Annotated in this window: 12 protein-coding genes and 1 pseudogene; 8 read left to right on the top strand and 5 right to left on the bottom strand. The window is 60.7% G+C overall.

The window, feature by feature from the left end:
* Positions 1–663: a YciC family protein gene (locus OQ460_RS21215; RefSeq protein WP_410019295.1), complete on the bottom strand. Its 663-nt coding sequence runs from the start codon at positions 661–663 to the stop codon at positions 1–3.
* Positions 664–831: 168 nt separating this feature from the next.
* Here OQ460_RS21215 and OQ460_RS21210 point away from each other — a divergent pair, with 168 nt between their 5' ends.
* The 3 genes from OQ460_RS21210 to OQ460_RS21200 all read left to right on the top strand — a co-directional run bounded on the left by OQ460_RS21210 (position 832) and on the right by OQ460_RS21200 (position 2,815).
* Complete coding sequence (locus OQ460_RS21210) at positions 832–1,581, top strand: DUF2076 domain-containing protein (protein WP_410019294.1); 750 nt, start codon at positions 832–834, stop codon at positions 1,579–1,581.
* 120 nt (positions 1,582–1,701) lie between these two features.
* Positions 1,702–2,178 carry an NYN domain-containing protein gene (locus OQ460_RS21205; protein ID WP_410019293.1) on the top strand — a complete coding sequence of 159 codons (477 nt, stop codon included), beginning with the start codon at positions 1,702–1,704 and terminating at the stop codon, positions 2,176–2,178.
* Between the two features lie 25 nt (positions 2,179–2,203).
* Positions 2,204–2,815, top strand: a complete 612-nt coding sequence (locus OQ460_RS21200) for a PolC-type DNA polymerase III (RefSeq protein ID WP_410019292.1) — start codon at positions 2,204–2,206, stop codon at positions 2,813–2,815.
* A gap of 49 nt (positions 2,816–2,864) precedes the next feature.
* On the opposite strand, the pseudogene OQ460_RS21195 reads toward OQ460_RS21200, so the two are convergent.
* Both OQ460_RS21195 and OQ460_RS21190 read right to left on the bottom strand, forming a co-directional pair.
* Positions 2,865–3,158, bottom strand: a pseudogene (locus tag OQ460_RS21195) (DUF6124 family protein); the annotation flags it as partial.
* 424 nt (positions 3,159–3,582) lie between these two features.
* Positions 3,583–4,041 carry an Lrp/AsnC family transcriptional regulator gene (locus OQ460_RS21190; protein WP_410019291.1) on the bottom strand — a complete coding sequence of 153 codons (459 nt, stop codon included), beginning with the start codon at positions 4,039–4,041 and terminating at the stop codon, positions 3,583–3,585.
* Between the two features lie 159 nt (positions 4,042–4,200).
* On the opposite strand from OQ460_RS21190, the gene yedA reads away from it, so the two are divergent.
* The gene (yedA, locus tag OQ460_RS21185) at positions 4,201–5,097 is read left to right on the top strand and encodes a drug/metabolite exporter YedA (protein ID WP_410019290.1); all 897 of its coding nucleotides are present in this window, start codon (positions 4,201–4,203) and stop codon (positions 5,095–5,097) included.
* Positions 5,098–5,145: 48 nt separating this feature from the next.
* Positions 5,146–6,480, top strand: coding sequence for a DEAD/DEAH box helicase (locus OQ460_RS21180; protein ID WP_410019289.1), 1,335 nt, complete (start codon positions 5,146–5,148; stop codon positions 6,478–6,480).
* A gap of 66 nt (positions 6,481–6,546) precedes the next feature.
* Here the strand turns inward: OQ460_RS21180 and OQ460_RS21175 are convergent, their stop codons facing one another.
* Positions 6,547–7,782: a TIGR03862 family flavoprotein gene (locus OQ460_RS21175; RefSeq protein ID WP_410019288.1), complete on the bottom strand. Its 1,236-nt coding sequence runs from the start codon at positions 7,780–7,782 to the stop codon at positions 6,547–6,549.
* A 172-nt stretch (positions 7,783–7,954) separates the two neighbouring features.
* Positions 7,955–8,875 (bottom strand): histone deacetylase, encoded by a 921-nt coding sequence (locus OQ460_RS21170; protein WP_410019287.1) that lies wholly within the window; start codon positions 8,873–8,875, stop codon positions 7,955–7,957.
* Positions 8,876–8,951: 76 nt separating this feature from the next.
* On the opposite strand from OQ460_RS21170, the gene OQ460_RS21165 reads away from it, so the two are divergent.
* The 3 genes from OQ460_RS21165 to OQ460_RS21155 all read left to right on the top strand — a co-directional run bounded on the left by OQ460_RS21165 (position 8,952) and on the right by OQ460_RS21155 (position 11,053).
* A complete protein-coding gene (locus tag OQ460_RS21165; RefSeq protein ID WP_410019286.1) occupies positions 8,952–9,521 on the top strand; it encodes a GNAT family N-acetyltransferase in 570 nt (189 codons plus the stop codon).
* A 78-nt stretch (positions 9,522–9,599) separates the two neighbouring features.
* Positions 9,600–10,469: an acyl-CoA thioesterase II gene (gene tesB / locus OQ460_RS21160; RefSeq protein WP_410019285.1), complete on the top strand. Its 870-nt coding sequence runs from the start codon at positions 9,600–9,602 to the stop codon at positions 10,467–10,469.
* A complete protein-coding gene (locus tag OQ460_RS21155) occupies positions 10,466–11,053 on the top strand; it encodes an HAD family hydrolase (RefSeq protein WP_410019284.1) in 588 nt (195 codons plus the stop codon). The genes tesB and OQ460_RS21155 overlap by 4 nt, the downstream gene beginning before the upstream one ends.
* Positions 11,054–11,127 lie beyond the last annotated feature (74 nt).

Genomic DNA, 11,127 nt, shown 5'->3' with positions numbered 1-11,127 from the left:
TTATCGTGCGTCGGCATCCCCGGCGATCAGCATGAACAAGCGAAACAGCACCACGCTGGTAAACAGTTGCAGGAAGCTGTGGGCGCTGTTGATCAAGATCGCCAGCAGCGGGTTTTGCAGGTCGGGCCAGGCCGCGGCGCTGGCGCCCTTGAGCAGCCACAGCGGGGTCATCACGCACAACAGGCAGATCAGGATGCGCAGAAAATGCCCACGGGTCAGACGGAAGCTTTCCTTCATAGCCGTCAGCGCGGGCATACCTCGCAGCACCAGCAGATACTCGGCAAAGGCCAGCGTCACCATCAACCAGAGACCCGGCAGGAAATACAGCGACAACCCCAGCAGGATCAGCAGCGTACTCATGGCCGTCAACAGGGCGAAGCGTGGCCACATGGCCAGTGCCATGGCCAGCACATCCAGGGTGCGGGGCGATTCGCCGCGGCTGCGGGCGTCGAGGAACAGGATCAGCGCGCCTGTGTACAGCGGGTACACCAGTAACCCGACAATCACGCCATAGCCGGCGAACGCATCCTCGCCCAGCGAATGTTCGAGCACTTGTTGCAGGATCGCCTCGAGAATCACCAGCGGCAGGCATAACTGCACGATGGCGCCCAAATTGCGCTGGAAAAAGTAAAAGGAGTCGCGCAGAACGTTCAACGGATTCATCAAGATCATCACAGGCCGAAAAAGCAGGGGACACTTTAACCGATCACCGACAAACGTAAACCTTGGGTAAAGACCATTGAAAGCCTTGCCGCCAACCCCATTACTGGAGGGTACCTTGCCCGTACCGGGCGGGACGCGGATTTTTACCGGCAATCTAACGAGGTCGCCATGAACAGCGAAGAGCAAACCCTGATCGATGGACTGTTTTCACGGTTGCAGCAAGCCGAAATGGACTCAGCCCCCCGCGACGCCCAGGCAGAAGCGCGGATCAAGGAGCACATCACCCGCCAACCCGCCGCCGGGTATTTCATGACCCAGGCGATATTGGTGCAGGAAGCGGCGATCAAGAGCCTGGACGCGCAGAACAAGCAGCAGGCGCAACAGATCCAGCAGTTGCAGGACGAACTGCAACGCGCCAAGCCCCAGGCGGCGCCTGCTGCTTCAAGTAACGGCGGATTCTTATCGAGTATCTTTGGCGGCGGCTCCCGCGATCCGCAACCGGCACCCGCTGCGCCGGCTTCGTCGGGCGGTGGTTGGCGTGAACCCACCCGTGCCGGGCTTAACAGCCCGCCCGCGCAACAGGGTTTTGGCGCGCCGCAGCAGAACTACCAGCAAGCTCCAACTGCGCCCATGGGCGGTGGGTTTCTTGGCGGTGCGTTGAAAACCGCAGCCGGGGTGGCCGGTGGCGTAATGCTGGCTCAAGGTATCAGCAGCCTTTTCAACCACAACCAGCAACCGCAGGTGGTGGAAGAGATCGTCCGCGAAGAGCCGGCGCCCGCCAGCGACAACGGCGGCTGGGGCAACGACGAGCCGCGCGTGGCCGGCAATGACAGCTACAGCAACGGTCAGGACAGCTTTGCCGACAGCGGTTACTCCGACGATTCTTCCTTCTTTGGCGACGACGATTCCTTCGTCTGACCCCTCTTGACCGGGGCGCACTGTCGTCCCGGTCTGATTTTTCTCGAAAACCTGCGCTTGGCTGGCATACTGGCGACCTTTGCGGGCCATCGCGCCCGCCAGTTGCCATGAGGATGCCCGGTGAAAAAAATTGCAGTGTTCGCCGATGTCCAGAACCTCTATTACACCGTGCGCCAGGCGTATGGCTGCCATTTCAACTACGCCGCCCTGTGGGCTGATATCAGCCAGCGCGGGCAAATTGTCGAGGCGTACGCTTATGCCATCGACCGTGGCGACAGCAAGCAACAGCAGTTCCAGCAGATCCTGCGCAACCTTGGCTTCACCGTGAAGCTCAAGCCTTACATCCAGCGCAGCGATGGCTCGGCCAAGGGCGACTGGGACGTGGGCATCACCATCGACATCATGGACGCCGCCGCCCATGTCGACGAAGTGGTGTTGGCCTCTGGTGATGGCGATTTCGATATGCTGCTCGACCGCATCATCCACAAGCATGGCGTCGAAGCCGTGGCTTACGGGGTGCCGGGGCTGACGGCCAACTCGTTGATTCGTGCTGCCAGCCGCTACGTGCCGATCGAAGGCGTGTTGTTGCTCAAATAGATTCTTGGATGGAGTTGGAACAGGTTTGGAACGTATAGCGGTCATCGACTTTGAAACCACCGGCATCTCGCCGAGCAGCAGTTGCCGGGCCACGGAAATCGCCGTGGTAATCCTTGAGCGGGGCCAGATCGTGGACCGTTATCAGAGCCTGATGAACGCAGGCGTCAGGGTGCCTGGCTTTATCGAGCAACTGACCGGCATCAGCAATGCCATGCTGCGCAGCGCGCCACCGGCCGAGCGGGTGATGAACGAGGTCAATGAATTTGTCGGCACCACGCCGCTGCTGGCCCACAATGCCGCGTTCGACCAAAAGTTCTGGGATTTCGAGCTGGGCCTGATCCGTCGTACTCGGCTGCAAAAGTTTGCCTGCTCCTTGCTGCTCGCACGCCGGTTGATGCCGGCGGCACCGAACCACAAGCTCGGCACCTTGACCTCCTTTGCGCAACTGCCCCACACCGGCAAGGCTCACCGGGCGATGGCGGATGCGGAAATGGCGGCTAACCTGACCACCCACTTGGCCCAGGAACTGCGCCGCACCCACGGCTTGCGCGAGCTGTCCCATGAATTGCTGTGTGGCTTGCAGAAAGTCCCGGCGGCAAAGATCAACGACCATTTGAAAAAACACCGCGGGTTCTGAGCCCAACGAACCCAAAATGTGGGAGCGGGCTTGTGTGGGAGCGGCGGTGTCATCGAGGCTGTAGGCAATCCAGCGATTGGTCCACCACCACCTTGGCCATTTCCACCAGATGCATCACGGCCCGCTGTTGCCCGCTCATGGGTTCACTGCCTACCTGCGCGGTTGTCACCGCGCAATGCAGCAGATCGGCTGCATGTGCCAAGGCATCCTCGAAGCTGAGGTTGTCATTGATGATGTAAGGGGCTGCGCCTGGCGCGCTGGCTTTGAGGTAGTAATCGATGGCGCGACGGGTGAGGGCGCTGTCGCTGAGGAAGTCTTTGTGGGAGTGGGGTGGTGGTGTAACTCCTTTGCCGAAAAGAAGCTGTCACCGTTCGTTTGCACGTGAATAAGGCGGCAACTGTACGCAGGTGTGCAAGACCGGGGCAAAGGAAACCCAGCAGACCCGAAGGTCTCCTGCGCACAGCCGCCATTACAGATAAACACTGGTCATTAACCGGGTTTTGATGTGTAGGCGTTTGTGCATCTTTGCGAGTCGGACTTGCACGTCCGGTCACCGAGTGCTCGATGACTGGGCGAGACTAGCTACCTGACTCGACGGAAACAAGGTTGTCGAATTCTCTAGGAAACGTCCGGCAAATGAAAGGGACAGGTCTTGCTGGCCAGTGAATATCGGGCTCCATCGCAGGCAAGCCAGCTCCCACATCTGGTCGCGTCCAGCCCAGGCACTGGGTCAAATAGGAGCTTGGCTGGCCCGCGATGGCGCCCGCTCAGGCACTGCCATTCTTCCCTTCCAAGTGCCCCAACGGCACCCGTCGCTCTATCGCGCTCGACAAGATGATTGAAGTCTTGCTGAAGCCGAATTTCGCCACCCGGTTGATCAGGTTTTCCAGTTCCGGCATCGAGCCCACGGCGGCCTGCATGATCACGCACGGGTCGCCTGTCACTCGGTGGCATTCGGTCAGTTCGGGGATTTCGGCCAGGGCGTCATACACTTTCTGGCTGCCGTTGTTGGTCAAGCGCAGTTCAATCGTGCACTGGATCGGCAGGCCGATTTTGGATAAGTCGACCTTGGCCTGGTAGCCGGTGATCACGCCGCTGGCTTCCAGCTTGGCCACGCGCTCGGCCACAGCGGGGGCGGAGAGGTTTACCGTGCGGGCCAGTTGCGCGTAGGTGGCACGGCCATCCTCCAGCAGGGCACTGAGTAGCATACGATCATATTTGTCCATGATAAGGCTCTACAAGTCAGTGGCTTTCGAATGCAAGGCTTATAGCCTTGATAACCATGATTTGAAAAGTGTACTGGCACTTTAAACAGGTTTTGTAACTTATGTTTACTGGCGTGGATTTCTAAAATAGCTGTCCCTTGTTCTGTCGCAGAGCTGCCCATGCCTGGCCCCCGTCGCTTTCCGTTACCGTTGATCGCCGCTTTTTTTGCGTTGTATGTCATTTGGGGATCTACCTACCTGGTGATCCGCATTGGCGTGGAGTATTGGCCGCCATTGTTGCTGGCGGGGATTCGCTTTTGTGTAGCGGGGGCGTTGATGTATGGCTACTTGCGCTGGCGCGGCGTGCCGGCACCGACCTGGGTGCAATGGAAGGCCGCGGGCAAGATCGGCATTTTGCTGCTGACCTTCGGCAACGGCGCGGTCAGTGTGGCTGAGCATACGGGGGTGACGTCGGGCGTGGCGGCATTGGCGGTGGCGACAGTGCCGCTGTTCACCTTGCTCTGCGGCTATTTCTGGGGGGCGCGTAATACCCGTCTGGAGTGGGCCGGCGTGTTGCTGGGGATTGCCGGCATTGCCATGCTCAACATGGGCTCCAACCTGCAATCGAGTCCGCTGGGCGCGGCCTTGCTGTTGTTTGCCGCCGCTTCCTGGGCCTTTGGTTCGGTATGGAGCCGGCACTTGCCGCTGCCTCAGGGCGCCATGGCCAGTGCTGCTGAAATGCTGATCGCCGGCGTGGTGTTGTTGATCGGCAGTGCGCTCAAGGGTGAGCACCTGGAAGCGATGCCCCCGGTGGAAGGTTGGCTGGCCCTGGCGTACTTGACCGTATTTGGTTCAATCATCGCTTTCAACGCCTATATGTACCTGCTCAAGCACGTACGCCCGGCGGCGGCCACCAGTTATGCCTACGTCAATCCGGCGGTGGCGGTGTTGCTGGGGATTGTGTTTGTCGGGGAGACCATCGGCCTGGAGGAGGCCTTGGCGATGCTGGTGATCATCAGTGCAGTGTTGCTGATCAGTCTGCCCCAGTGGCGCAAGCCGAAGCCGGAAATAAGGTAAACTGCCGCGCATTGCGACCTTGCGCTGAATTTTTCCTACGGTAAACACATGACTTTCGCCACCCTTGGCCTGATCGAACCCTTGCTGCGCGCCCTTGAGACGCTTGGCTACCAGACCCCGACGCCGGTGCAGGCGCAAGCCATTCCGGCGGTACTGGCCGGTCGCGACCTGATGGCCGCGGCCCAGACCGGTACTGGCAAGACCGCCGGTTTTGCTGTGCCGCTGTTGCAGTTGCTGGCGATGGAAGGGCCGAAAGTGACCGCCAACTCGGTGCGCGCCTTGATCCTGGTGCCGACCCGCGAGCTGGCCGAGCAGGTTCACGCCAGCGTTGCGCAATATGCCGAACACCTACCGTTGAGTACTTACGCGGTGTACGGCGGCGTCAGCATCAACCCGCAGATGATGAAGCTGCGCAAGGGCGTCGATCTGCTGGTGGCCACGCCGGGTCGTCTGTTGGACCTGTTCCGCCAGAACGCGCTGAAATTCAGCCAACTGCAAACGTTGGTGCTGGATGAAGCCGACCGTATGCTCGACCTGGGCTTTTCCGAAGAGCTGTCGAACATCTACCGCGTGCTGCCGAAAAAGCGTCAGACCCTGCTGTTCTCCGCCACTTTCTCCGATGACATCCGCCTGCTGGCGGGGCAAATGCTCAATGATCCGCTGAGCATCGAAGTCAGCCCGCGCAATGTCGCCGCCAACACTGTCAAGCAGTGGGTAGTGCCGGTGGACAAGAAGCGCAAGCCGGAGCTGTTTGTGCATTTGATGCGCAAGGGCAAGTGGAAGCAGGTGCTGGTGTTCGCCAAGACCCGCAACGGCGTGGACGCGCTGGTGGACAAGCTTCAGGGCCTGGGGATCAACGCCGACGGCATTCATGGCGACAAGCCGCAAGCTACGCGTCAGCGCGCATTGGATCGATTCAAGGCCAGCGATGTGCAGATCCTGGTGGCTACCGATGTGGCGGCCCGTGGCCTGGATATCGAAGACTTGCCGTTGGTGGTCAACTTTGACCTGCCGATTGTCGCCGAGGACTACATTCACCGCATCGGCCGTACCGGCCGTGCCGGCAATACCGGTGAGGCAATTTCCCTGGTGTGTGCCGATGAGGTGAACATGTTGTCGGCCATCGAGATGCTGACCCGCCAGACATTGACCCGCCACATGGAGCAGGACTTTGAACCTGAGCACCGGGTGCCGGACACCGATGCCAGTGGCCAGGTGGTGAAAAAGCCGAAGAAACCGAAGAAACCTAAAACGTCCAGCGGTGGCGGCAAGCGCAACCTGGGCAAGTGGGTGGAAAGTGGCGAAGTGGCGGTGGCGGAACCGTCGATCAAGCCGGTGCGCAAGGTGCCGGTATTTAACACCGGGCCGCGTAAGAAGAAGTAAGTGTTGCGCTGTCTTTATGGGCCTTATCGCGAGCAAGCTCGCGATAAGGCCCTGGACTCACCGCAATTACCGGCGTCCAAGCCACTGCAACATGCCGCGCGCTGCGGCTCGCCCGCTGGCAAAGCAGCCTGTAAGCAAATAGCCGCCAGTCGGCGCTTCCCAGTCCAGCATCTCTCCGGCACAGAACACTCCCGGCAATTGCTTGAGCATCAGGCGCTCGTCCAGCGCTTCGAAGGGTACGCCGCCGGCAGTGCTGATGGCTTCGTCAATGGGCCGCGTTTTCACCAGTACCAGCGCCAGGGCCTTGATGTCGGCGGCCAGTTGCAGCGGATCACTGAAGTGCTCGGCAGGCGCCAGCTCTCGCAACAGTGCGGCTTTTACCCCATCCAACCCCAGTTGACTATGCAGATGCTTGCTCATCGAACGCGAACCGCGCGGTTTGGCGAGTGCCGCCTGGACTTTATCCAGCGGTTTACCCGGCAGCAGGTCGAGATGCACCGTCGCTGAGCCGTCGCGGTTGATGGCTTCACGAATCGACGCCGACAGTGCGTAGATCAGACTGCCTTCGATTCCCGTGGTGGTGATTACGCATTCGCCAAGACGCGGCTTGTCATCCGCCAACCCGATGGCGATATTTTTCAGCGGTGCGCCGGCGAATTTGCTGACCATAAGTTCGCTCCAGGCTGACACCTCAAACCCACAATTGCTGGGCTTCAGCGCAGTGTAGGGCACACCTTGGTCTTCCAGCAGCTTGAGCCAGGCGCCGTCCGAGCCCAGTCGCGCCCAACTGCCGCCGCCCAGAGCCAGCAGCACCGCGTCAGCCCGCACACTTTTATCGCCATCGGGGCTGTGGATAAGCAGGCTGCCGTCAGCATTCCAACCTTGCCAGCGGTGGCGGGTGTGGATAACTACGCCTTGATCGCGCAGGCGCTTGAGCCAGGCGCGTAACAACGGCGCGGCTTTCATGTCGGTGGGAAACACCCGTCCGGAACTGCCGACAAAGGTTTCGATTCCCAAGCCGTGGATCCACTCGCACAAGGCTTCCGTGCCAAACTGGCGTAGCAACGGGGCGATATCCTGCGCCCGTTCGGCGTAGCGCGACAGGAATGCCGGATAGGCTTCAGAGTGGGTGATATTCATGCCGCCCACCCCGGCCAGCAGGAATTTGCGCCCCACCGACGGCATGCCGTCATAGAGGTCGACCCGGACCCCGGCCTGGCTCAGTACTTCGGCGGCCATCAGGCCGGCGGGGCCGCCACCGATAATCGTGACGTGGTAAGGCTGGGCTTGGATCGGGGGCATGGCGGTGACTGCGGTTCGGCGAAGGAGGGCGAGCATTCTACCCGAGGACTGCCAAACTGACTGATCAAAAAATATACAGCTTCCTACAGGCTATACGGCGTCTTGCTTGCAGGCCGTTTCGCTCAGGTTATCCACAGGCCGTTCCACAGTCATTGTGGGTAACACTCATGACTCAGTGACAACCTGATGACATCCAGACCCTCTTGGCGCTGTGGTGCAAGATACCGTGCCGGCGGGCCAGGGCCTGGCGGTCCTTGCTGTAACCACCGCCTATCACCCCAACCACCGGGATGTCCCGGCCCAGGCAATGGCGCATCACGCTTTCGTCACGGGCAGCAACGCCTGCATCGGTCAGTTTGAGATAGCCGAGTGCGTCGTCCTTGTGTACATCGACACCCGCGTCGTACAGCACCAGGTCTGGCTGATACAACGGCAGCAGGTAGTTGAGGGCATCGTCGACCACCTTGAGGTATTCGGTGTCGCCCATGCCCATGGGCAGCGGGATATCCCAGTCGCTCTTGGCCTTGCGGGCGGGGAAGTTTTTTTCGCAGTGCAGGGACACGGTGATAGCGTCCGGGGTGTCGTGCAAGATGCGCGCAGTGCCGTCGCCTTGATGCACGTCGCAATCGAAAATCAACACGCGGTGAACCCGGCCGCTTTGCAGCAGATACTGGCTGATCACCGCCAGGTCATTAAAAATGCAGAACCCCGCCGGGTAGTCGTAATGCGCGTGGTGGGTGCCACCCGCCAGATGGCAGGCCAGCCCGTGCTCCAGCGCCTGCTCGGCGGCCAACAATGAGCCACCGACAGCCCGCACGGTGCGCCGGGCCAGGGCTTCGCTCCAGGGCAGGCCAAGGCGCCGCTGGTCCTCACGGGACAAATCGCCATTCATGTAGCGTTCGATATACCCAGGTTCATGAGCCAGTGCGAGGATCTCGGCGGGGCACAGCGCAGGGCGCAGCAGTTGGCTGTCCAGGGTCAGGCCGCTGTCCACCAGGTGGTCACGCAGCAGACGGAACTTGTCCATGGGAAAGCGGTGTTCCACCGGGAACTCGGGGCTGTAATCGTCGTGGTAAATCAATGGCAAAGGCATGGCGATTTCTGACAGGAACCAGCGAAGGATCTTAACAGCGCTGTACACTTACGCCCATGTGAGGGGGAGGGGAATCGTGGAGCCGATACTGGAACTGGAAAGCGCACGGCTGGTAATGCGCCAATGGCACGATAGCGATCTCACGACGTTTGCGGATATGTGCGCCGACCCACAGGTAATGCGCTATTTCCCGGCCCGCTTGAATCGGTTGGAAAGCGCTGCGTTGATCGGGCGTATCCGTGGCCATTTCGCCGAATATGGTTTTGGCCTGTGGGCCTTGCAACGCAAGGATACCGGAGCGTTTATCGGCCTGACCGGCCTGATGCACGTCGGGTTTGACGCAGACTTCACCCCGGCGGTCGAGATTGGCTGGCGCCTGGCTCGCGAGCACTGGGGCCTGGGATATGCCAGCGAAGCCGCCTGGACCGCCTTGCGCTGTGGTTTTGATCGGCTACCGGTCGAGCAGATTGTGGCGTTCACCGCCCAGGCCAACCAACCGTCACAGAAAGTCATGCAAGCCATCGGCATGCATTACGATCGAGCGGCAGATTTTGAACATCCCAAGGTCGCGGCGGGCGATCCGCTGCGCGATCATGTGTTGTACCGCATCACCCGCGGCCAATGGTTGGATACGCTGCATGGATAAGCAGACCGCCCGATGCTCGATATTTTTGCGCGCCGCAGCCAAGACTGCGCGCGATTGCGCTGTGTGAGGAGAGTTTGAATGAGCCAAGTGTTGGAAGACCTGGTCGATTTGCTGACCCTGGAACCGATCGAGGAAAACCTCTTTCGCGGCCGTAGCCAGGACTTGGGATTTCGCCAGTTGTTCGGCGGCCAGGTATTGGGGCAATCCTTGTCGGCAGCCAGCCAGACCGTCGAGGACGCGCGGCATGTGCATTCGCTGCACGGTTACTTCCTGCGTCCTGGCGATGCTGCGCTGCCGGTGGTCTACCAGGTGGATCGGGTGCGTGATGGCGGAAGTTTCAGCACGCGTCGGGTAACGGCGATCCAGAAGGGCAACCCGATCTTCACCTGCAGTGCCTCGTTCCAGTATGACGAAGAAGGCTTCGAGCACCAGACCACCATGCCGGTGGTGGTAGGGCCGGAGAACCTGCCGTCGGAACTGGAACTGACCCGCCAGCGCGCGCACCTTATCCCCGAACATATGCGTGACAAATTGCTCTGCGCCAAGCCGATCGAGGTGCGGCCGGTTACCGAAAAAGACCCGTACAACCCGCAGCCGGCGGACCCGGTCAAATATGTGTGGTTCCGCGCCGATGGCGCCTTGGCCGACTTGCCGGCCTTGCACAAGTACCTGCTGGCCTATGCGTCGGATTTCGGTCTGCTGACCACTTCGTTGCTACCCCATGGCAAAACGGTCTGGCAGAAAGACATGCAGGTAGCCAGCCTCGACCACGCGTTGTGGTTCCACGCTGACCTGCGCGCCGATGACTGGTTGCTCTACGCCATGGACAGCCCGTGGGCCGGCAACTCTCGTGGCTTCTCCCGTGGCAGCGTATACAACCGTGCAGGCCAACTGGTGGCGTCTGTGACCCAGGAAGGCCTGATCCGTCATCGCAAGGATTGGGCATGAGCCTGAAGGACATCAAGCACTGGGTATTCGACATGGACGGCACCCTCACGGTTGCGGTGCATGACTTTGCGGCGATCCGTGTTGCGTTGGGGATTCCGGCCGAGGACGACATTCTTACCCACCTTGCGGCGTTGCCGGTGGATGTCGCTACGGCCAAGCATGCCTGGTTGCTGGAGCATGAGCGCGAGCTGGCCCTGGACTCGGTGGCTGCCACAGGCGCGGTGGCGTTGGTGCGTGAGTTGGCTGGGCGCGGTTACCGCCTGGGCATTCTGACGCGCAATGCCCGGGAACTGGCGCACATTACCTTGCAGGCCATCGGCTTGGCGGACTGTTTCGCGGTGCAAGACGTGCTTGGACGTGATGATGCGCCACCCAAGCCGGATCCCGGTGGCCTGCTTAAGCTGGCCGAAGCCTGGGGCGTGGCACCCGCCGCGATGGTGATGGTCGGCGATTATCGTTTTGACCTCGATTGCGGCCGGGCGGCGGGGGCCAGGACGGTACTGGTCAACCTCCCCGACAACCCATGGCCGGAGCTGGCGGATTGGCATGCCGAGGATTGCGCAGCCTTGCACCGGATGCTCTAAACCAGGCACCACAACCCAAATATGGGAGCGAGCAAGCCCGCTCCCACATTTTTGATTGAGCGTTGTTTGGGGGA

Source organism: Pseudomonas imrae (genome assembly GCF_046352735.2).
In the GTDB taxonomy this organism is placed as follows: domain Bacteria; phylum Pseudomonadota; class Gammaproteobacteria; order Pseudomonadales; family Pseudomonadaceae; genus Aquipseudomonas; species Aquipseudomonas imrae.
Note: the sequence above shows the minus strand (reverse complement) of the source record. Positions and strands in the feature narration are given on the sequence as shown.